The sequence below is a fragment of the Cellulomonas denverensis genome, assembly GCF_012396125.1.
GTDB classification, from domain to species: Bacteria; Actinomycetota; Actinomycetes; order Actinomycetales; family Cellulomonadaceae; genus Cellulomonas; species Cellulomonas denverensis.
Map to the genome: position 1 here is coordinate 508,932 of NZ_JAAXOX010000002.1, position 21,832 is coordinate 530,763.

The window sequence follows — 21,832 nt, forward strand, 5'->3', positions numbered from 1 at the left end:
AGCATGCGACGTCAAGCGCTTAACGTCACACGCTACGATCCAGGGGTGAGCAGCGCGGCACCGGGTACGGGGGACGAGACCATCGAGCGCCGCCGGCCCGTCACCGCGGTCCAGGTGGCCCGGCACGCGGGGGTCTCCACCGCCACCGTCTCCCTGGTCGTCAACGGCAAGACCGCCGGCCGGGTCTCCCCCCAGATCGCCGCCCGGGTCGAGGCGGCGATCGCCGAACTCGGCTACGTGGTCGACCGCGCCGCGAGCTCGCTGTCCCGCGGCTCCGGCGACGTGGTGATCCTGGTCGCCCCCGACATCGCCAACCCGTTCTTCGCCGGGGTGATCGCCGGGGCGCAGGAGGCGCTGGGCTCCATCTACCAGCTGCTGCTGTCCGCCACCGACGTCGGCTGCGTCCCCCGGCCCGAGGACGTGCGCGCCCTGTTCGCCCTGCGCCCCGCCGGCCTGCTGGTGGACGCCCCGAACGTGCGCTTCCTGCGCGACCTGGACGTGCACGCCCCACTGGTGCTGATCGACGCGCCCTCCACCGAGGGCGTCGCCCCGTCGGTCGACCTGGACGTCGCCTCCGGGGCACGGCAGCTCGCCCGGCACCTGCTGCACCGCGGCCACCGGCGGATCGGTTACCTGGACGCGGTCACCGGCACCGAGACCTTCGTGCTGCGCCGCGAGGCCCTGCGCGAGGAACTGGCCGCCGGCGGCGGGGTCCTGGCCGGGCCGACCCCCGCCTCCGTGGTGGACAGCGCCGCCGCCTCCCGGGCCGCTGTCGACGCCTGGCCCGGCTGGCGGGATGCCGGGGTCACCGCGGTGGTCGCCGCCTCGGACACCCAGGCCTACGGCGTGCTGCACGCCATGCAGGGCCTCGGAGTGCCGATCCCCGGCGAACTCGCGCTGGCCGGCTTCGACAACCTGCCCTACTCGGCGCTCACCCAGCCCGGCCTGACCAGCGTCGAACTGCCCTCACACCAGCTCGGCCTGGCCGCCGCCGGACACCTGCGCGCCCTGATCGAGGGTCGGGCGCCGGCCGCGCCGGACATGCTGCCCGCCCACCTGGTGGTCCGGGGCTCGACCGCGCGCTGACCGGTCAGCCCCGGTCGATCACCTGGAACATGCCGACCATGTCCCCCGCCTCGAAGCCCAGCGACCGGTAGAGCGGCATCCCGTCGGTGGTGGCGAACAGCGCCACGAACGGCGGGGCCGGCGCCAGCTCGCGCACCCGCAACAGCACCCGGTCCAGGATCGCCCGGCCGATCCCCCGGCCCTGCTCCGCCGGGTCCACCACCACGTCCTGGACGTAGAAGTACTTCACGCCGTCACCGACCACCCGGGCCATCCCGATCGCCGTGCCGTCCCGGTCGACCGCGACCACGCCCAGCGTCGACCCGGCCAGCGATGCCGGCTGCGACGCCCAGTCGAAGGCGGCGTGCCAGCCCACCGACTCGGCCAGCCGGCGGTGCTCGGCGGGTGACGGCAACCGGTCCTCGAGACGCCAGATGTCGGTCATGGCCCACACCCGACCACGCGGACGGCCGGCGCGTCCAGGCAGTTGCGCGAGGCCGGGCGCGGCGAGCCGTTGCCGCCCGGGCCGCGCGGGGCCACAGTGTGCAGGCCATGCTCCGCCACCCGGACCGGGAGTGAGACGCGATGCCCGACACCGACCTGCGCACCGCCGGCCACGCGGCTCGAGCCTCCTGGCGGCCGTTGAGCTGCCTGTTCCTCGCCCAGGTCCTGATGGCCTTCAACCTGGCCGCCCTCCCGGTGTCGATCGGCGGCATGGTCGACGACTTCGGCGCCCCGCCCACCGCCGTGAGCACCACCATCGTGGTCTACGGCCTGGCCGTCGCGTCCCTGGTCCTCACCGGCGCCAAGGTCGGGCAGCGGCTGGGCTGGGTCCGGATGTTCCGCTGCGCCGTCGTCGTGTTCGCGCTCTCCGCCGTGCTGATGATCCTGTCCCCCGGCGTGGAGTGGGCGATCGCCGCGCAGGCCCTCGCCGGGGCCTCCGCCGCGGTGATCGTGCCGTCACTGGTCGCCCTGATCGCCGAGAACTACCACGGCGCCCAGCAGGCCACCGCGGTCGGTTCGCTCGGGTCCGCGCGGGCCGCCTCCGGGATCAGTGCCTTCTTCTTCGGCGGGGTGCTCGGCACGCTGGTCGGCTGGCGGCCGGTGTTCGGCATCGTGCTGACCCTGGCCGTCGTCGTGTTGCTGCTCAGCCGCCACCTGCGGGCTGCCCCCGGCGACCCCGGCATCCGGATCGACCCGGTCGCCGCCGCCCTGATCGGCTCCGCGGTCACCCTGCTCACTCTTGGCTTCAACAACCTCGGCACCTGGGGCGTGGTGCTGGCCGCACCCGGCGCGCCGTTCACCGCCCTCGGCCTGTCCCCCGCCCTGGCGCTCATCCTGGCCGGGATCGTGCTCGGCCAGTTGTTCTTCCGCCGCACCCGCCGCCGCGCCGCCGCCGGACGGCCCGCCCTGGTCGACCTGGACGTGCTCGCCTCGCCCAACGAACGCGCCGCTGTCTACGCCATGTTCATCGTCGTCGCCCTGGAAGCCGCGCTGAACTTCACCGTCCCGCTCTACATCCAGATCGTCCAGGGCCGCAGCCCGTTCGACACCGCGCTGGCGATGATGCCCTTCAACCTCACGGTCTTCCTCACCGCCACCCTGGTGGTGCGGTTCTACCGCCGCTACCCGCCGCGCACCATCGGCATGACCGGCTTCATCCTCACCACGGTGGCGCTGACCTGGCTGGCGTTCGTGGTCACCAACAACTGGGAGACGCTGCCCACCATCGCCGGGCTGATCGTGTTCGGGCTCGGCCAGGGCGCGCTGGTCACCCTGGTGTTCAACGTCCTGGTCACCGCGGCACCCGCCCGGCTCGCCGGCGACGTCGGGGCGATCCGCGGCACCACCCAGAACCTCGCCTCGGCGGTCGGCACCGCGATCATCGGGGCGGTGCTGGTCACCCTGCTCAGCGCCACCGTCGGCCGGGCCGTGATCGAGCACCCCGAACTGCCCGCCCGGCTGGTCGCGCAGGTGGACCTGGACAGCATCGACTTCGTCAGCAACGACGACCTGCGCGCCGTGCTGGCCCGGACGGATGCGAGCCCGGCGCAGGTCGACGCGGCGGTCGCGCTGAACGAGACCGCGCGGCTGGACACGTTGCGGCTGGGGCTGCTGATCCTGGCGGGGATCAGTGCGACGGCGATCGTGCCGGCCAGCCGGTTGCCGCGGTACCGGGCCGGGGAGATCCCGGCGAGGTGAGCGACTCCGGGTGAGCGACTCCGGGTGAGCGGTTCCGGGTGTGCGACTCCGGGTGAGCGGTTCCGGGTGAGCGACTCCGGGTGAGCGGAGCGCGGACCGGCCTGGTGCGCTCACGCCCGGCCGGGAGCCCCGCCGGGTGATCCCAGGCCGCGGTGATGCGCCCCGCTCCGGGTCCCGCGCCGGGGCACGCCAGGCCGGGTCGTGCGCCTGGGTCACGCCCGGCCGGGAACCGCGGTCACTCCGGCAGGCCGGCAGCTCGGCGGGCCTCCCGTTCCACCTGGTCGCGGTATGCCCGCCACTGCGCGTCACCGTGGAAGGGCAGGTTCGGGTCGTCCGGGCGGTTGCCCAGTTGCCCGTCGATCGACTCCCGCAGGATGTCCGCGTGCCCGGCGTGCCGGGCGAACTCGGCGATCAGGTGCACCAGGATCTGGTGCAGCGTCACGTCCGCGCGGTCCGGGCCCCACCACGGCACCCGGCCCCGGGCGTCCAGCGGCAACGCCTCGATCGTCGCGTCGGCGTGGGCCGCCGAGGCGTGGTGCAGCGCACGCACCGAGTCCAGCGTCTCGTCGGCCGGGACCCACATGTCCGCGTTGGGCGGTGCGTCGTCGGCGAACCAGGGCAGCGGCACGTCGGACGGCCGGTCGAAGACCTCGCCGAGGTAACCGAGCTGGACGCTGGCGGTGTGCTTGACCAGCCCGGCCAGGTTGGTGGCACTGTCGGTCAGCGGGCGGCGTGCGTCGTACTCCCCGGCCCCGTCCAGTTTGGTGAGCAGCGCGGCACGCTGGCGGCGCAGGTAGTCGTGCAGGGTCTGCTTGGCGTCCGTCGGTGCGTCCATCGGGTCAGGATGCTCGGTCAGCGGCCGGACGGCACCAGCAATTCCTCCACCGCGGCCAGCACCTCGGGCGCGTCCGGCCGGGTCCGCGGCCGGAACCGTCGCACTCTGCCGTCCGGGGCGACCAGGAACTTCTCGAAGTTCCAGGTGATCCGGCCCGCCTTGCCCGAGTCGTCCGGCGCCCGGGTCAGCTCGCGGTACAGCGGGTGCGCGTGCCGGCCGTTCACCGGGGTCTTCGCCAGCATCGGGAAGGTGGCGCCCCAGGTCGTCGAGCAGTACTCCGCGATCGCGTCGGCGTCGCCGAGCTCCTGCAGGAACTGGTTGCTCGGCACCCCGACCACGGTGAACCCGCGCGGGCCGTACTCCCGGTGCATCGCCTCCAGCTGCTCGTACTGGGGTGCCAGGCCGCAGCGGGATGCGACGTTGACCACCAGGGCGAGCCGGCCGGCCGTGATCGCGCCGAAGGTGGTCTCCTCGCCGCGCAGGGTCCGGACCGGGATGTCGTCGAGGCGCATGTCCGGCAGCATCGCACCGCCGGGCGGGTCCGTCGAGGGCGGGTCCACGGCCAAGTCCGTCGGTGGCGGCGCCCTGGTCTGGGTCCGCCCAGGGCCGGGGGCCGGCGGGCTGCTCACTGGAAGTCCCGGGAGGTGCTGGCCACCCGCAGCGACATCGGCGCCAGGTGCTCGGCCACCAGGTTGGTCGCGCCGTCCGCCTGTTCGACCCGGCCGCGGACCACCATCGCCCGGGCGGTCCGGGCGGTGTGCCGGAACCGCTGCCACAGCCCGGTGCTGCACACGATGTTCAGCAGTCCGGTCTCGTCCTCCAGGGACAGGAAGGTCACCCCGCCTGCGGTGCCGGGCCGTTGCCGGTGGGTGATCACCCCGGCCACCGCGATCCGCCGGCCCGGTTCGTGGTCGAAGACCTGCGCCACCCGGAGCACCCCGGCGGCGTCCAGCCCGTCCCGCACGTACTCGGTCGGATAGGAGTCCACGCTCACCCCGGTGGCCCAGACGTCCGCGGCGGCCAGCTCGACCGGGCTCATCCCCGGCAGGGTCGGCGCGGCCACCCCCACCGAGACGCCGGGCAGGGTGTCCGGCCCCTCCTGTGCCAGGGCCCCGGCCGCCCAGAGCGCCTCGCGCCGGGTGACACCCAGCGACTCCAGCGCCCCGCCGGTGGCCAGTGCCTCGAGCTGAGCGGTGCTGAGGTCGACCCGCCGGACCAGGTCGCGCAGGTCGGCGAACGGGCCGTGGGCGGTGCGCTCGGCGACCAGGAGGTCGGCGACGGTCTCCCCCACCCCGCGCACGGAGGCCAGGCCGATCCGGACCGCCAGGGAGCGGGCGGGAGGCGTGTCGCCGGTCCTGGTGTCCCGCGTCCCGGAGCGCAACGGGGTGAGCGGGGGTTCGCCGCCCGGTGGTGTCGGGCCGGTCTGTTCGACCGAGGCGAGGGCGGCGGAGTGCTGGACGTCGGCGCGCAGCACCTCGATCCCGTGCCGCCGGGCGTCCGCCACCAGGGTCTGCGGCGAGTAGAACCCCATCGGCTGGGCGGCGAGCAGCCCGGCGTAGAACGCGGCCGGGTGATGCACCTTGAGCCAGGCGCTGGCGTAGACCAGGAAGGCGAAGGAGTAAGCGTGCGACTCCGGGAAGCCGAAGTCGGCGAAGGCCTTGAGCTTGTCGTAGACCTCCTCGCGCACCTGGGCGTCCATCCCGTTGCGCTCCATGCCGCTCATCAACCGGTCACGCAGCGCCTCCATCTTGTCCAGGCTGCGCTTGGAACCCATCGCCCGGCGGAGCTGGTCGGCCTCGGCCGGGGTGAAGTCGGCGACGTCGATGGCCATCTGCATCAACTGTTCCTGGAACAGCGGGATGCCGAGGGTCCGTTCCAGCGACTTCTCCAGCTTGGGGTGCAGGTAGGTCACTGGTTCCCGGCCCTGGTGCCGCTCGATGTAGGGGTGCACGGACCCGCCCTGGATCGGGCCGGGCCGGATCAGGGCGACCTCCACCACGATGCCGTAGAAGTTGCGCGGCTGGAGCCGGGGCAGCGTGCCCATCTGGGCCCGGGACTCCACCTGGAACACCCCGACGCTGTCGGCGGCACACAACAGGTCGTACACCAGCGGGTCCTCGCTCGGCAGGTCGTGCAGGTCGAGCCGGGGCCCGCCGCTGTCGGCCACCTGGGTGAAGGCCAGTCGCAACGCGGTGAGCATCCCGAGCCCGAGCAGGTCGAACTTCACCAGGCCGGCGTCGGCGCAGTCGTCCTTGTCCCACTGCAGGACGGTGCGGCCCTCCATCCGGGCCCACTCCACCGGGCAGACCTCGATCACCGGCCGGTCGCACATCACCATCCCGCCGGAGTGGATGCCCAGGTGCCGGGGCAGTCGCAGGAACCGGTCGGCCAGGTCGATCACCTGGGCCGGGATCTCGTCCAGGTCGCCGGCCGGGGGCGGCCGGTGCGCGGGCACCACGTCGTGGCCGTCGGCAGTGCGGGCGCCCGCCGGCCGGTGCTCGTCGAGGTCCGGTTCGTGGTTCCAGCCCCACACCACCCCGTCCGGGTCGCGCGGCTGGTCGGCGTACTGCTGCTGCTTGTCCTCCTTCGCGGCGCCCGACCACCACGGATGCTTCGGCTGCGGACCGCGCAGGGTGCCCCAGCGTTCGATCGACTTGCTCCAGGCGTCCTGCTGCCCGGTGTCGTAGCCCAGCGCCCGGGCGGCGTCCCGGATCGCCGACCGCGCCCGGTAGGAGATGACGTTCGCCACCTGGGCGGCGTGGGTGCGGCCGTGGGTGGCGTAGACGTACTGGATCACCTCCTCGCGCCGGGCGGACTCGATGTCGACGTCGATGTCCGGCGGCCCGTCGCGCTCCGGTGCCAGGAAGCGCTCGAACAACAGGTGGTGGCTGACCGGGTCGACGGCGGTGATTCGCAGGGCGTAGCAGACCGCGGAGTTCGCCGCCGAGCCCCGGCCCTGCGCCAGGATGCCCTGCCGGCGGCAGAAGTCGACCAGGTCGAAGACCACCAGGAAGTAGCCGGGGAACCCCAGGTCCTCGATCACCCGCAGCTCGTGTTCGAGCTGGGCGTAGGCGCCGGTGACCCGCTCGGCCTCCGGCGGGCCGTAGCTCTCCAGCGCACCGCGCCGGACCAGCTCACGCAGCCAGCTCGCCTCGGTGTGCCCCTCCGGCACCGGGTACGGCGGCAGTTGGGGGGCCACCAGGTGCAGGTCGAAGGCCAACTCCTCCGCCAGGTCCGCGGCCGCGGTGACCGCCTCGGGGTGGCGGCGGTGCCGGTGCAGCATCTCGGCGGCGGACATCAGGTGGGCGGTGGGCGCGCCGGGCAGCCAGCCGTCCAGGTCCTCCATCCCGGAGCGGGCCCGCACCGCCGCGAGCGCCGCGGCCAGGTCGGCGTCGGCGGGGCCGGCGTAGTGCACGTTGCCGGTGGCGATCAGCCGCAGCCCGCACTCCCGGGCCAGGTCGGCGAGGGCGTCGGCGATCTCCCCGTCGTAGGGGCCACCGGACTCGGTGATCTCGACCACGACGTGCTGCGCCCCGAACAGGCCGATCAGCCGGTGCAACTCGGCCCGGGCCCGGTCGACGCCCTCCGCGGTGACCGGGCCCGGCTGCGGGCCACCGCACAGTGCCTGTCGCACCGGTCCCTTGCGGCAACCGGAGAGCAGCACCCACTGCCCGTCCGCGGCGGCCGCCAGGTCCTCCCAGCTGTAGTGGGCGGCGCCCTTCACCCCCGCGGCCAGGTGCGCCTCGGCGATGGTGCGCGACAGTGCCCGGTACCCGGCGGCGCCCCGGGCCAGCACCGGCAGGTGGATCGCCCGGGGGTCCGGGATGCCGGTGGGCGGGTCCAGGATCTCCGGGCCGACCGGGTCGGGCACCGGCAGGTGCAGTTCGGCGCCGAAGACCGTGGGCAGTCCCACCCGCCGGGCGGCCTCGGAGAAGCGGACCACCCCGTAGAGCCCGTCGTGGTCGGTGACCCCCAGGGCGGTCAGGCCGAGCCGGTGCGCCTCGGCGGCGAGTTCCTCGGGCTGGCTGGCGCCGTCCAGGAAGCTGAACGCGGAGTGCGCGTGCAGTTCGGCGTAGCGCGGGGTGTCAGTCATAGATCGCCTCACAGGTCCAGCCGTCGGGGTGGGCGGCGAGCAACAGCGCACGACCGTCGGCCAGCGTCACCTGCAGGTGCACCCGCAGCCGGGGACCGGTCTCGCGCCACCAGCCCTCCGCCAGGGGCCACGGCCCGGCCCAGCCGACGATCCGGTGGTCGCGGGTACGGGTGCGGACCACCACCGGGGCGGCACTCATGGTCAGCCGGGTGTCGAAGCTCACCGGCAGGCCCGTGCCGTCGATCACCTCCACCGGGGTGGGCTGCTCGGGCACGGTGGCCGGGGCGGGTGCGGGCAGTCGTCCGGGCCAGGGGCGATCCGGTGGCCGGGCCGGTTCGTTCTGGGCACCCCAGGGCCGCAGATGCACCTGGTCGCGCACGTCCCGGCCGCCCTGCACCACCGCGGTGAGCACCCCGTCGCCGCCGAGCAGGCCCTGCACCCGGTCCAGGGCACGGTGGGCCCGCAGATCGCCGCCGGAGGACCCGCCCCACAGCCGGCCCTGTTCGGCGCCGGCCGGGGCGACGTCCTCGGCGGTCACGGTCAGCCGGACGATGCCCACCGGATCGCGCTGGTCGTCATCGGCGTCGACGGGCCGGCTCAGCGCCCCGGTGGTCAGCCAGCCGTCGAGTTGCCACCGGATCCGGTCGGTGATCCGGGCCGCGGTGAGCCCGCCCAGCCCACCGGTGTCGGTGCGCCAGGTCCGGACCAGGTCCTCCCCGGCGTCGGTGCGCGCGGTGATCCGGAGCCGACCACAGCTCACCGAGTGCGAGGTGAGCAGGGTGTGCAGTTCCTCGGCCAGCCGGCGGCCGATGAAGGTGGCGGTGTCCACCCGGTAGGCGGGCGGGTCCAGTGCGGTGTCCACCTCCAGGTCGGCCTCGGGCCGTCGCCGGGCGGGCGGGCGCAGGTCGTCGCCGCGGGCCAGGGTCCAGGCCCAACTCCCCCAGGTGCCGAAGCGGGCGTGCACCTCCGCCCCGTCCAGCGCCGCCAGGTCGCCCAGGGTGCGCAGGCCGAGGCGGCGCAGCAGGTCGATCAGCCCCGCCACCGGCCGCTCGTCCTGGATCGCGGCCGCCAGCAGGTCGTCCACCGGCCGCGGGGCCAGGAAGGCCGCCGATCCCCCGGCGGGCACCCGCTGTTCGGCACGGGCGGCGACCAGTGCGGCGAGCAGCCCGTCGGCGGTGCCCACCTGGCACTCGTGACCGGTGCGCTCGGCCACCGCGGAGACCAGGCGTTCGGCCAGCAGGTCCTCGGTGCCGTGGAACCGGGCGGCGCCCCCGGCCGGGAGCAGCAACAGCCCGGGCCGGAGCACCTCGATCCCCGGCACCACGGTCTCCACCGCCACCGCCACCGGCTCGAACAGGCGGGCGTCCCGGTCCTGGTCGGTGGGCAGCAGCACCAGTTCCGGGCACACCGACTGGGCCTGGCGCCGGCGCATCCCGCGGCGCACCCCCTCCCGGCGGGCCAGGGCGGAGACGGTGTGCACCCGGGAACCGGTTAGCACGGCGGCGGGTTGGTGCAGCGGCGTCCCGGTGGCCTCGAGCGCGGCGACCACCGGCCAGTCCGGCGCCCAGACCACCGTGGTCCGGGTCCCCCGGGCGCTCATCCGACCAACCTCAGCCCGGCCGCGGGCCGCACGGCGGGGACCTGCTCCGGCGCGGGCAGGCCGTAGGGGTCGGTCCGCCCGTCGTAGGGCAGCACCAGATCGAGTTCCTCCGGCCGGCCACCGGCTGCCCCCCGTCCGGTCCTGGTCAGGTGCAGTTCCCGGGCACGCAACCGCCCGTCGCCCTCCCCCGGGCCGGTCCACCGTCCGCCGGTCACGGTGAGCACACACCCGGCCCCCGGCCAAGGAGTGGTGGCGAGCAGCACCGACCCCCGGTCCCTGGCCCGGGCCATCAGCCGCCGCCGGTCGGAGTCCTGCAGCGCGGCACCCGGGCCGACCACCACCAGATCGAGGCCGTCCAGCAGCGCGGCCAGCACACTCGGCGCGTCCGGACCCGGCCGGGGCACCAGGGCGAGCCGGTCGAGCCCGACCCCGGCCTCCGCCGCGGCGACCAGGCCGATGCTGGGCTGGCCCACCACCGCGGCCCAGGCCTCCCGGGCGGTGCAGGCGGCGGCGATCATGGCCAAGACCAGGGAGGTCGAGCCCAGCACGGCGGTGGTGCCACCCCGGCGCAGGCCGTCGGGCAGCAGCGACGTGATCGCCGGGGGCACCGGCAGTGGTGGGCGATCGGTCAGCAGCACCGAGCCGTGGGAGGCCGGCGGATGAGCGGTGGCCGTGGCACCGGCGAGGTGCTGGGCGGGGGTGATCGGCTCGGCAGTGACACCGGCCCGCGGGTGGGCGAGGACGTCGGCCCGCGGGTGGGCCGGGGCGCCGACGCGGGGCTGGGTGCGGTCGGTGGTGTCGGCGCGCGAGTGGTCGCCGACGGCCGTGGTGCCGGCGAGCGTCAGCCCCGGGCCAGGGCGCTCCGTGGTGTCGCCGCCGCGTGGCATCCTCGGCTCTGCTCGACCACGGTCCGGCACCCGGCGTGCACCGGTCCGCAGCTCGGCCGAGGCCAGGGCAGCGCGGGCGAGGGCGATCCGCTCGTCCCGTTCCGTGACCGTCGACATCCCGCGCCTCCCTCCGGCATCCTGTTCGAACACATGTTCGATTCTGCCAGTACATGCCGACACGGCCGGAGTGTCAATCCGGCCCCGGGAGACCTGTGGACAACCTCCGGCCCGGGCGCGGCATGATGGCCGGACGCGCCTGTCCACCAGGAGGAGCACCATGTCGTTCTCGCTCGACCGCCCGGAGGCCCCGGAGCCCTATCCGCTGCTGCCCGCGGTGCCGGAATTCGCCCTGAGCAGTACCGATGTTCTCCATCGGACCCCGATGGACCCGCGGTTCACCTGCGACGGCGAGGGCCTGTCGCCCGCCCTGGAGTGGTCCGGGTTCCCGGCGAGCACCCGGTCGTTCCTGGTCAACTGCTTCGACCCGGACGCGCCCACCCCGGCCGGCTTCTGGCACTGGTCGGTGCTGAACATCCCGACCAGCACCGTCTCCCTCCCCCGGGGCGCCGGCCATGCCGACGGTGCCCTCCTGCCGCCCGGCGCCGTGCAGCTGCGCCACGACGGCGGCGGGGCCGGCTACCTGGGCGCCGCACCCCCGGAGGGCGACCGGCCGCACCGCTACGTCTTCGCGGTGCACGCCCTGGACGTGGAACGGCTCGACCTGGACGCGGACACCACCCCGACCGTCGCCGCCTTCAACGCCGTGTTCCACACCGTGGGCCGGGCGATCCTCACCCCGCTCTACGCCCGCTGAGCCCGGAAACGCGGCCCGCCCAGCTGTCCACAGCCGGGCGGGCCGCCCCGTGGTCCCCCACGGACGGACCCGGCCACCACGACCCGCGGCCCGCCGGTTAGCCTGCCGCCATGCCCCTCGGAACCCTCACCTGGCAACCCGCCGTCGACCACCTCGACCTGCTGGCCGACCCCACCGCCGCCGTGGTGACCGCCTGGGCCGCCACCGACCCGGACGTGGCCGCCCGCCTGATGGTCACCGCGATCGACCCGGAGCTGGCCGACACCGCCGCACTGACCGAGGCCTACGACCTGCCGCTGTCCGGTTCCGGCAACTGCGTCCTGGTCGCCGGCCGCCGGGAAGGGCAGGAACGGATCGCGGCCGCCGTCGTGCGCGCCACCACCCGCGCCGACGTGAACAACGCGGTCAAGCGCCTGCTGGACGTGCGCAAGGCCTCGTTCCTGCCGATGGACCGTGCCGTCACCGAGTCGGGGATGGAGTACGGCGGCATCACCCCGGTCGGACTGCCGCCGGAGTACCGCGTCCTGATCGACTCCCGGGTGGTCGCAGCGAACCCGGAGACCGACGGTCTGGTGATCATCGGCTCGGGGCTGCGCCGCTCCAAGCTGGCGCTGCCGGGCGAGCTCCTGGCCCGGCTGCCCGGAGCGGAGGTGATCGACGGCCTGGCGATCGGCTGAGCCGAGACCTCACCCCGACTGCACGACCCCGATCTCAGGCCTCGGGACACCAGCGGCCTCGGGCGCCAGAAGCTCAGGATCGCGCGAACCGCACCCCCGCGCGCTCACCGGTCCGGCGGGCCACCGCGTCCAGGTGCTCGGAACGCGCGTCGATCACCCGGCGGTAGTGACCGAACAGTTCGAAGCTGACGCAGCCGACCAGCTCGGCCCACCCATCGACCACCGCCAGGGCGACCTCCGCCGGGATGCCGTCCAACGTGAGATCCGGCCGGGCCACCCGCAGGAAGTCGGTCAGGCGCCGGGCATCATCGGCCAGTCCTCCGGTGGTGTGCTGCGCGGACTCCGCGGCGAAGGCGGCGGCGAGCTCGGCGCGACGGGCGTCATCGACCTGCGCCGCGGCGGCCTCCCGCTGCCCCGGGCCACCAGGGGTCGAAGCACTCGCACCCGGCACGCCCGCCATCGAACCCCTCGCACCCGGGCGATCCACCGTCGAACCATCCGCACCCGAACCACCCGCGTCGAGCCCGGAACCGCCCGCGCCCCGGCCAACCGGAACCTCCTGACGCTCCCCGGCCCCCATCGACGCCACCCAGGCCTCGCAGGCGATCCCCGCCAGCAACAGCGGCACCCGGGCGGCAGGCTCGGCGGTCTCCTCGGGTGCCACATACCCGGGCACCGGCGAGCCGTAGATCAGCGCGTACTCGTGCGGCCGCGCCAGCCCCCAGTCCCGCACCGCCCGATACACCGCCGTCCACCGGCCGGCCAGATCGTCACGGGCCACCGCGCGCTCCGCACCGAGAGCCGCGTCGGCCACCCCCTGGAACGCCTCCACGATCAGCGTGGTCAGCAGCGCGTCCCGGCTGGGGAAGTACCGGTACACCGCCGAGGGCGCCATCCCGAGCTCCCGGGTGACCGCGCGGACGGACAGCCCCGCCGCGCCGACCTCGGCCAGCTGGCGCCGGGCGGTGTCCGTGATCCGTTGCACCAGCTCGCGCCGGGCACGGGCGCGCACTCCCTCGGGTCGTTCCACCTGCCCAGCCTTTCATCTCCGACGACACCGCTTGCATTCCGGCGAGACACCGTGAACAGTGTTCACATTCGAGAGCACTGTTCACGCTTCGTCAGGAGTCAGCATGTCACACCGCCTCGTCGTCGGCGCCGGTCCGATCGGCAGCGCCCTGGCCCGCCGGCTCGCCACCGCCGGGGACACCGTCACCGTGGTGACCCGTTCCGGCCGCGGCCCCGACCTGCCGGGGATCACCCGGGTCGCCGCGAATGCCGCCGATCCGGACCGCCTCACCGCGCTCGCCGAGGGCACCACCACCGTCTTCAACTGCGCCAACCCCGGCAGTTACCCCCAGTGGGAACGCGAGTGGCCGCCCCTGGCCGACGCCCTGCTCACCGCCGCCGAACGCAGCGGCGCCACCCTGGTGACCCTGGGCAACCTCTACGGTTACGGCCCGGTCGACGTGCCGATCAGCCGCGACCTCCCGCTCGCCGCCACCGGGCACAAGGGCCGGCTGCGCAACCGGATGTGGCGCGACGCCCTCGACCGGCACCGCGCCGGCCGGATCCGCGCCACCGAGGTCCGCGCCGCCGACTACATCGGCCCCGAGGTCACCGCCGCCGGTGGCATGCTGCGCCGCTACGCCGACGCCACCCTGCGCGGCCGCACCGCCTGGGTGTTCGGCGACCCCGACGTCCCGCACACCTTCAGCGACACCGAGGACGTCGCCCGGCTGCTCGCCCTGGTCGCCGACGACGACCGCGCCTGGGGCCGGGCCTGGCACGTGCCCGCAGCCGCGCCGCGCACGATCCGGCAGACCCTGACCGACCTCGCCGCGGCGACCGGCACCCCCGCACCCCGGCTGCGCCGTGTCCCCGGGGCCGCCCTGACCCTGATGTCGCCGGTGGTGCCGATCATCCGGGAGCTGCGCGAGGTGCTGTGGCAGTTCGAGCGGCCGTTCGTGCTGGACGCCGAGGACACCACCCGGACGTTCGGGGTCCAGGGGTCGGCGTGGGCGGAGACGATCGAGCGGACGGCGGCGGGGTGGGCGCCGCGCTGACCTGCGCGAGTGCGCCGACCGGCCTACCGTCGAGGTCATGATCCTGGACGCGGTGGTGGTCGGCTCCGGCCCGAACGGACTGACCGCGGCCGCGACACTGGCCCGCGCCGGGCTCGAGGTCGTCGTCCTGGAGGAACAGTCCACCCCGGGTGGCGGCAGCCGGACCGTGGATCTGGGCCTGGCCGAGGGCATCGTGCACGACCTGTGCTCGGCGGTGCACCCGATGTCCTGGGCCTCCCCGGCACTGCGGGCGCTCGGCATCCCGGACCGGGTGGACCTGCTCACGCCGGAGGCCTCCTTCGCCCATCCGCTCGACGGCGGCCGGGCGGCGATCGCCTGGCACGACCTGGACCGGACCGTCCAGGAGCTCGGACCAGACGGCGGCGCGTGGTGGCGCCGGGTGATCGGCCCGCTGAGCGCGGCGGGCGAGGCGGTGGCCCGCGCGGTGCTGGAGACGCCGGGCCGGTATTGGCGGGGCCTGCCCGCGGTCGCCCGCGCCGCTCTCGACCTGACCCTGCGCCCGCCCACCGCACCGGCCGCGTCAGCCCTGAGCGCCGGGGTCGCGGCACATGCGATCACGGCGCTACGCACCCCCACCGCCGTGGGCACGGCCGTGCTGCTCAGCGCGCTGGCCCACGGCGGGGCGGGCTGGGCGATCCCGCGCGGCGGATCCCAGGCGATCACCGACGCCCTGCTCGCGGATCTGACCGCACACGGCGGCCGTGTCCTGACCGGCCACCCGGTGCACTCCCCCGCCGATCTGCCTCCGGCACGGGCGACCCTGTTCGCCACTGCGCCGCCAAGTCTGGCCGAGGCTCTGGGCGGCACGCTGGCGGAGTCGGCCGCCGCCCGGCTCCGGCGGCACCGATTCGGTCCGGGGGCCGCCGCGAAGGTCGACCTGGTGGTCCGCGGACCGATCCCGTGGGCGGACCCACGGGTCGGTGCCTCCGCCACCGTGCACCTGGGCGGCAGCCGGGCGCAGATCGATCGGGCCGAGCGCACGGTGGCCGCGGGCCGGCACCCCGACGAGCCCTACGTGCTGCTCGCCGATCCCGCGGTCGCCGACCCCGGTCGCCGCCGCGGCGACCTCCGCCCGGTGTGGGCGTACGCGCACGTGCCGTGGGGGTCGACGCTGGACCCGGTGCCGATGGTGCTGCGCCGGATCGAGCGGGTCGCCCCCGGGTTCCGGGACACCGTGGTGGCGGCGCACGGCATCCCGGCCGCCCGCCTGTCCGAGCACGACCGCGCACTGCACGGTGGCGACATCGCCGGCGGGACGCTCACCCTGCGCCGGCTGCTGGCCGGCCCGCTGTGGCGTTCGGGTCCCTACCGGGTGGGCATCGGCGGGGTGTACCTGTGCTCGGCGTCGGAACCGCCGGGCCCGGGCGTGCACGGCATGGCCGGGTACCGGGCCGCCCGCCTCGCCCTGCGCGAGGTGTGGGGCCTGGGCGACCCGCTCAGCGCATCCTGATCGAGAACCGGCCTTCCCCGGAGTCCAGGGCGCCGACCACCACCCGCACCGAGCAGCTCGTCTCGGGCTGGTCGGCGAACACCCGGATCCCGATCACCTGTGCGGCGTTGCAGGTGCTCACCGTGACCCCGTCCAGCCCGGCACCACCGGAGAGCTGGTCGAGCAGGTCGACCTCCATGCCGTCGATGGTGTCCTGGGTGAACAGCTCGGTCTCGCTGCCCTCCGCGCCCGAGGACCAGGTCGCCACCACCCGGTAGGGCACCGCGGTGGAGCCGTCCAGGGTCACGCCCGTCGCCTCGGCCCGGATCCCGGCCACCCGCTGCAACGGGAAGTCGGTGCCGGTGACCGCGCCCAGCCCGGACTCGGTGGCCTGCTGCACCGCGGTGAGCCAGTCCCGGAAGTCGTCGGGCACCGTGCCGTCCTCCGCCACCAGGTCGAGGTCGACCGGCACCTGCACGGCCACCGACGCCCCCGCCGCCAGTTCCACCGCCGACAGCCGGTAGCCGCAGTCCAGGTCGATGCCGTCCGAGGAGGCTCGCACCCGGCTGATCACCTCGTCCTCCTGCACCTGCGCACAGGTGCCGCTCTCGATCCCGGGCAGCACGACCAGCACGTCACCCCGCAGCGGTGCCTGCGGAGCGGTGGACAGCGTGATGGTCAGATCGGTCACCTGCTCGGCGGAGTCGTAGGCGGCGTCCAGGTCCATCCGCAGCCCGGTCGGCCGGCTGGTGCCGCTGAGGTGGGACGGAGCGGTGGTGATCTCCACCGCCTGCACCGTGTCGTCCGACTCGAAGACCCCGGTGGTCCACAGCACGGCGGCGGTCGCGCCGAGCAGCACGGTCGCGCCGGCCCCAATCAGGATCTTGCGCCGGGCCGACATCGGTTCCGGTTCCACCGGGACGGCGACCGCCAGGGGTCCGGCCGCCGCCTTCATCATCGTGGCGTCGGCGTCGTCGGGTGCGGTCTCGGCCACCGGGGCCGGAGCCGGACGTCCCAGCGGCGCGGTGGACCGCAGCGACGTCTCCTCGGCCGCGGGGTCGTGATCGACTGGCTCGGCCCGGGTGGCGGCACCACCCAGCGCCCGTTCGACCTCGGCCTTGGCCGGCAGTGCGGTCGTCGCCGGTTCCCACCCCTGCGGCACCGGTTGCGCGGGCAGGGCCGGACCCGCCAGCGCGTCCGCCGGCAATCGGCGCAGCATCCCGGCCGCGGACGAGGCCGACGCCCGCTGCGCCGGGTCCTTCGCCAGCATCAGGTCGATCACCCGCCACAGCGCGTCGTCCAGCGGCAGCCGCGGCGGGGCGCTGTTCACCTGCCGCATCGCGACCGTCATCGCCGCACCCGGTCCGGCGAACGGGCTCCGGCCCGCCAGCAGGTGATACAGCACCACCCCGGCGGCGTACACGTCCGAGGCCGGCCCGAACTTGCCGTAGGACACCAGTTCCGGCGGCATGTAGTGCGGCGTGCCGATCAGCTCGGTGGCCGGTGCCCCCTCCTCGGCCACGATGCCGGCGATCCCGAAGTCGGCCAGCCGCACGTCCTCGGCCTGCGGCACACCCGGCCGGGCGAGCAGGATGTTGTCCGGTTTCACGTCCCGGTGCACCACCCCGTGCCCGTGCGCGCTGTCCAGGGCGTCCAGCACCGCGACCACCAGCGGCACCGCGACCGCGGCGGGCAACGGACCGTGTTCGGCGACCACCGCCGCCAGGCTCGGACCCTCGATCAGGTCCATCACGATCGCGAGGTCCTGGCCCTCCACGACGAAGTCGTGCACCCGGACGATGTGCGGGTGGTCCAGCCCGAGCAGCACCGCGCGCTCGTTGATGAACCGGGTCAGCACCTCCGGGTCCGAGGTGTGCTGCGGCCACAGCAGCTTGGCCGCGACCGAGCCGCCGGTCTGCCGGTCCTCGGCGCGCCACACCGCACCGGAGGCGCCCTGCCCGATCGCCTCGAGCAGGAGGTAGCGACTGCCGAGCGCGCGGCCGGCAGTCTGGGTCACCGCTCGGTCCCGGCGAACCAGAACAGCATCGCCGCCGGGTCGCCGGCCGGGTCGGTGGGACGCAGTCCCGGATCCGAGGTGGAGGCGTGCAGCACCACCACGTCGTCGTCGGACAGCGCCTGGGTGCTGCCGAAGTCGAGCGCCGGGCCGACCAGTCCGTCCGCGTGATCCAGGGCGAGGCCACCGAGTGCCGTACGCACCTGCTGAGGATCGACCGACCCGGCCGCCTCCACCGCGCGCAGCAGCGCCACCGTGGCGTCATGGCTCGCGACGTCCGCCCGGGGCAGGCCGGCCGCGCAGGTGTCGTCGGAGTAGACGTTCTGGCACCCGGAGTCCCCGGCGGCCAGGCTCAGCGCGGCGAAGAACAACGCGGCGTAGTCGGCCGCCTCGCCGTCGTCGAGGGCGACATGGTCACCGGTGTCGGTACCGACGCTGAACAGCCATCCGGCCGTGGTGCCGGATTCGTCGAGCCGGTCGCCGAACTGCGGGGTCAGGGCCTCCGGCGTGAGCACGATCGGCAACTGCCGGGCGCCGAGCCGGCCGTGGATCTCCACCACCAGCGCGGCCTGCTGGCCCGCGGGCCCGTCGATCACCACCGAGTCGATCTCCCGGGACTCCACCAGCGCGACGATCTCGTCCGCCATCGGCGCCGGGTCACCGAGGACGGCGGTCCTGGCGTCGGCGAGCAGCGGGTCACGGCCCTCGGCCACCGCGAGATACGGCCGGCTCGCCTGTGCCTCGTCCAGGGCGGAGCCGATCCCGGCGGTCACCGCCGAGCGGCTCGGTGCCAGCGACCAGGCTCCGGATCCGGCCGTGGCGTAGGGCGACAGCACTGCGGTCCCGTTCTGTGCCGCGAGCTCCAGCGCCTGGTCGGTGTGCGCGCCGGTCGTCGCGGCGATCACTCCCGCGACCTCGGCCTGCACCAGGTCCGCCATCGCCGACCGGGCGCCGTCCGCGGTGCCGTCGTCCAGGGCGACCTGGAACTCGATCTCGGCGCCGTTCCACTCGAACCGGTAGGCCGCCACCCGCGCGCCCTCGATCAGCGGACGGAACTCCGAGCCCGCACCCTCGATCGGCGGCACCAGCACGCCGATCCGCACCGCCTCGTCGGGGGCGGACAGCTCCAGCTGGGGCTGCAGGGCGGGAACCGCCTCGGGCACCTCCTGGGTCGAACACCCGGCGAGCGTCAGGGCGGCCACTGCGGCCGCAACCCAGCCGCGGGCCCTCACTGCTCGCCCCTGATCTGGAACACGAACACGGTCTCCAGGTCCTCGTCCACCTCGGCGAACGGCCGGTACTGGGCCCGGCGCTCCTCGGCTGCGGCGAACTGGGCGGAGCGCAGGTCGATGTCCCGCAGCTCACCCGAACGGATGTTGCCGTAGGCCGTGGTGGTGCTGCCGACCGAATCCAGGACAGTGCCGGTCTCCCCGACCTGGGCGGTGATGCCGTGCAGCTTGCCCAACATGCCGCCGCGGCTGGTCGGATCCGGCGAACCGAGGTTGGCGAGCAGCACCGCGAAGTCCTGGGTCAGCGACTGCGCCACCGCGGTGGACTCGGTCGCGGACTGCCGCATCGAGCCGCTGAGCTCCTCCAGCACCTGGCTGGACATCAGGTCGTAGGTGGCGAGGATCTGGTCAACCTGCGCCTGCATCTCGGTCCGGGACTGGTCGATCAGCGCCAGGGCCGCCTCGGTGCCGGCCTCCCGCTGGGTGTTCAGGTCGGTCACCAGTCCGGCCGAGAGCCGGTCGATCTCCTGCCCGGCCCGATCCATCGCGTCCTGGGTCCGGGTCGCCGCGTCCTCGAGCCGGGCATCCGCGGTGGACTGCGTCCCGGACAGCTGCGCCCCGAGGGTGACGATCCGGGTGCCCAGCTCCGCCTCGGTGCAGAGCAGCCGGTTGCCGAGCCAGACCACCTCCTGCGCCGTGGCCGTGGGCCGTCCGCCCTGCTGCGGGCAGCCCGTCGTGCCGGTGAGCGGTTGCACGCTGTCATCCGGCCACACGTCGCTGACCAAGGAGCGCATGTCGTCGAGGTCGTCGATGAGCTGCGCCAGCCCGAGGCCGGAGGACGGGTGCGGAGCGAGGTCCTCCACCAGGGCCGCCAGGGTGCTCAGCGCCCCGGTCGCCGGGTCGTCCAGCGCGGACAACGCCGTCTCCAGGGTGCCGGAGGCCGTCACGATCTGGTCGAGGTCGGCGATCGCGGCATCCAGGTCGGCGAAGGACTGCTCGACCGCGTCCAGGGTGGTTCCGGCCGCCGCGGCCTCCCCACTCGCGACGCCGACGGCCTGCACCGTCTCGTCGTAGCCGAGCACCAGGTCCCGGCTGGCCACCGCGAGTTGCTGCACCGGGCACCCGGCGACGTCCAGCTGATCCAGCGCGGCGACGATCTGCTGCGCCGAGGAGTTCTGGTCCAGGCCGTCGGCCCAGGTGGCCGGGCAGACCCCGGACACGGAGGTGAGCACCGTGGTGATCGCCTGGGCGTACTGCGAGTCGACGAACCACGCGCCGACGCTCGGCGGGCCATCCGTGGCGGCGGTGATCGCGGTCAACCGGCTACGGACCGAGACCCCGTCCTGGTCGAAGAGTGCCGCGTGCGCGGAGTCGCGGGCGGCGCGCAGGGCGGTCAGTGCGGTCCGGAGCTCGCCGAGCTCCGCGCGCAGGGTGGCGACCTGCTGCTGCGCCCGGTCGATCTCCGCTGCGGTGTCCTGGGTCCAGTCGGAGAGGTTGCTGCTGACACTGCCGGCATCCGCATGGGCGGTGTCCAGCCGGTCGCGCAGGTCGGTGAGGGTGGCGGCCAGTCCGTCGGTCCCGCCCAGCGCGCCGGTGAGGTCCGACACCTGGAGCTGTCGGTGGGCGTCGTGCACCTCATCGGCGGCCCGGCTCAGCGCGGCGAAGTCGGAGCTCAGCACGACCCGGGCCAGAGCGAGGACGCAGGCCACGGTCCGCTCGCCCTCGGGCGTGGTCCGGCAGGCCTCGACCGCGGCGGGGTCGGTGGTGTCCACCTGCTCGCCGATCGTCCCGCGCACCAGATCGTGCAGCGCGGTCCGGCAGTTGTCGGTCACGCCGTCGTCGAACAGGCCGGCGATCGCCTGCAGCTGGGCATCGGCCAGGTACACCGTGGCGGCGACGGTCCGGGCCTGGCCCTCGGCGAGCACCGGCATCGTCGCGGTGCAGCCCTCGATCGTCGTCGAGGTCAGGCGAGGACTGAACGAGGTCGAGCCGAGCACCGCGTCCAGCGACCGGGCGAGCGCCGAGACGCCGGAGTGGGTCTGCGAGCCGACGCCGGCGATCCCACTCTCCCCGGTGGCGCGGATCGATTCCAGCACCGATGCCGTCGACGCCAGGTGCCCGAGCACGGTCTGCGAGCTCTGGGACAGCTCGCGGTAGCTCTGCTCTCCGAGCTGCGCCACGTCCTGTTCCAGCGCCAGGTGCACCTGGTCGACGAAGTCCAGCGCCTCGGTCAGCCGGCCGTTGACGTTCTGCACCAGCTCGATCGTCGACGACTCCAGGTTCGCCGAGTACCCGTCCGCGCCGAACGCCCGGTCCACCAGCGCCGACACCGACGGGTCCGTGACCAGCCCGGGCTGGATCGTCAGGTCGAAGGCCGGCACGGTGAAGCGTGCCGAGTCGATCACCAGCGTGAAGTCGGCGGTCGGGGACAGCATCGGTGGCGCGAGGTAGGCCGCCCACTGCACCGAACGCCCGTCATCGGTCGTCTCGACCAGCATCCCGTCGGTGACCCGGCTCTCCTCGGACGCGCCGTCGTCGACCTGCACCACCCGGTCGCCCGATCCGATCCGGGCGCTGGCCACGACGGTGAGCGGCACACCGACCAGCGCCTGCTGCCGGTACCGGGCGCCGCCGGTCTCGAAGCTGAGCTCGGTGGGTTCGGCGGTGAGGTCCTGCACGCTCACCCGCAGCACGATCCGGCCGGACGCCCCGTCGAGGTCGGCCAGGTCGGTGCCGGTGGCTCCGTCATGCCACCAGGCGGTCTGGACCCGGACCGGGAGCGCGGACAGCGACTCGGCCGGGTCGAGCTCGGTGACGGTCTCGCTGACCCGGCCGTCGTCGTCCTTGGTCACGCTCGCGGTGGTGATTCCACGCACGGAGGTGTCCGTACTCATACGGAC

The 21,832-nt window shown here is 74.5% G+C and carries 16 protein-coding genes; 6 read left to right on the top strand and 10 right to left on the bottom strand.

Annotation, left to right across the window (positions count from 1 at the left end; genetic code table 11):
• The first annotated feature begins 45 nt into the window (after nt 1–45).
• Nucleotides 46–1,086 (top strand): LacI family DNA-binding transcriptional regulator, encoded by a 1,041-nt coding sequence (locus tag HGA03_RS06365; RefSeq protein WP_239073611.1) that lies wholly within the window; start codon nt 46–48, stop codon nt 1,084–1,086.
• Nucleotides 1,087–1,090: 4 nt separating this feature from the next.
• Here the strand turns inward: HGA03_RS06365 and HGA03_RS06370 are convergent, their stop codons facing one another.
• The gene (locus HGA03_RS06370; protein WP_168629386.1) at nt 1,091–1,510 is read right to left on the bottom strand and encodes a GNAT family N-acetyltransferase; all 420 of its coding nucleotides are present in this window, start codon (nt 1,508–1,510) and stop codon (nt 1,091–1,093) included.
• A 140-nt stretch (nt 1,511–1,650) separates the two neighbouring features.
• Here HGA03_RS06370 and HGA03_RS06375 point away from each other — a divergent pair, with 140 nt between their 5' ends.
• Entirely contained in the window at nt 1,651–3,267 is a 1,617-nt protein-coding gene (locus HGA03_RS06375; RefSeq protein WP_168629387.1) for an MFS transporter, read from the top strand.
• A 235-nt stretch (nt 3,268–3,502) separates the two neighbouring features.
• On the opposite strand, the gene HGA03_RS06380 is transcribed toward HGA03_RS06375, so the two are convergent.
• From HGA03_RS06380 to HGA03_RS06400, 5 genes are all read right to left on the bottom strand, one after another.
• Complete coding sequence (locus tag HGA03_RS06380; protein WP_168629388.1) at nt 3,503–4,102, bottom strand: DinB family protein; 600 nt, start codon at nt 4,100–4,102, stop codon at nt 3,503–3,505.
• Nucleotides 4,103–4,119: 17 nt separating this feature from the next.
• Entirely contained in the window at nt 4,120–4,614 is a 495-nt protein-coding gene (locus tag HGA03_RS06385) for a glutathione peroxidase (RefSeq protein ID WP_168629389.1), read from the bottom strand.
• Nucleotides 4,615–4,727: 113 nt separating this feature from the next.
• Nucleotides 4,728–8,195 (bottom strand): error-prone DNA polymerase, encoded by a 3,468-nt coding sequence (locus HGA03_RS06390; RefSeq protein WP_168629390.1) that lies wholly within the window; start codon nt 8,193–8,195, stop codon nt 4,728–4,730.
• Complete coding sequence (locus HGA03_RS06395) at nt 8,188–9,795, bottom strand: DNA polymerase Y family protein (RefSeq protein WP_168629391.1); 1,608 nt, start codon at nt 9,793–9,795, stop codon at nt 8,188–8,190. Before HGA03_RS06395 ends, HGA03_RS06390 begins: the two co-directional genes overlap by 8 nt.
• Nucleotides 9,792–10,799 (bottom strand): hypothetical protein, encoded by a 1,008-nt coding sequence (locus HGA03_RS06400; protein WP_168629392.1) that lies wholly within the window; start codon nt 10,797–10,799, stop codon nt 9,792–9,794. Before HGA03_RS06400 ends, HGA03_RS06395 begins: the two co-directional genes overlap by 4 nt.
• Nucleotides 10,800–10,959: 160 nt before the next feature.
• Here HGA03_RS06400 and HGA03_RS06405 point away from each other — a divergent pair, with 160 nt between their 5' ends.
• Both HGA03_RS06405 and HGA03_RS06410 read left to right on the top strand, forming a co-directional pair.
• Nucleotides 10,960–11,496: a YbhB/YbcL family Raf kinase inhibitor-like protein gene (locus tag HGA03_RS06405; protein ID WP_168629393.1), complete on the top strand. Its 537-nt coding sequence runs from the start codon at nt 10,960–10,962 to the stop codon at nt 11,494–11,496.
• Nucleotides 11,497–11,606: 110 nt separating this feature from the next.
• A complete protein-coding gene (locus tag HGA03_RS06410; RefSeq protein WP_168629394.1) occupies nt 11,607–12,173 on the top strand; it encodes a YbaK/EbsC family protein in 567 nt (188 codons plus the stop codon).
• A 73-nt stretch (nt 12,174–12,246) separates the two neighbouring features.
• On the opposite strand, the gene HGA03_RS06415 is transcribed toward HGA03_RS06410, so the two are convergent.
• A complete protein-coding gene (locus HGA03_RS06415; RefSeq protein WP_168629395.1) occupies nt 12,247–13,203 on the bottom strand; it encodes a TetR/AcrR family transcriptional regulator in 957 nt (318 codons plus the stop codon).
• 103 nt (nt 13,204–13,306) lie between these two features.
• On the opposite strand from HGA03_RS06415, the gene HGA03_RS06420 reads away from it, so the two are divergent.
• A complete protein-coding gene (locus HGA03_RS06420) occupies nt 13,307–14,239 on the top strand; it encodes an NAD-dependent epimerase/dehydratase family protein (RefSeq protein WP_168629396.1) in 933 nt (310 codons plus the stop codon).
• Between the two features lie 37 nt (nt 14,240–14,276).
• On the top strand, nt 14,277–15,710 hold the full coding sequence (locus tag HGA03_RS06425) for a phytoene desaturase family protein (protein ID WP_168629397.1): 1,434 nt from the start codon (nt 14,277–14,279) through the stop codon (nt 15,708–15,710).
• On the opposite strand, the gene HGA03_RS06430 is transcribed toward HGA03_RS06425, so the two are convergent.
• The 3 genes from HGA03_RS06430 to HGA03_RS06440 are packed head-to-tail and all read right to left on the bottom strand — an operon-like array spanning nt 15,697 to nt 21,808.
• Nucleotides 15,697–17,706: a serine/threonine-protein kinase gene (locus HGA03_RS06430; RefSeq protein ID WP_168629398.1), complete on the bottom strand. Its 2,010-nt coding sequence runs from the start codon at nt 17,704–17,706 to the stop codon at nt 15,697–15,699. The two genes, HGA03_RS06425 and HGA03_RS06430, sit on opposite strands and share 14 nt — an antisense overlap.
• Complete coding sequence (locus HGA03_RS06435; RefSeq protein WP_168629399.1) at nt 17,703–18,905, bottom strand: ABC transporter substrate-binding protein; 1,203 nt, start codon at nt 18,903–18,905, stop codon at nt 17,703–17,705. The genes HGA03_RS06430 and HGA03_RS06435 overlap by 4 nt, the downstream gene beginning before the upstream one ends.
• A 26-nt stretch (nt 18,906–18,931) precedes the next feature.
• Nucleotides 18,932–21,808 carry a hypothetical protein gene (locus tag HGA03_RS06440; RefSeq protein ID WP_168629400.1) on the bottom strand — a complete coding sequence of 959 codons (2,877 nt, stop codon included), beginning with the start codon at nt 21,806–21,808 and terminating at the stop codon, nt 18,932–18,934.
• Nucleotides 21,809–21,832: the final 24 nt, after the last annotated feature.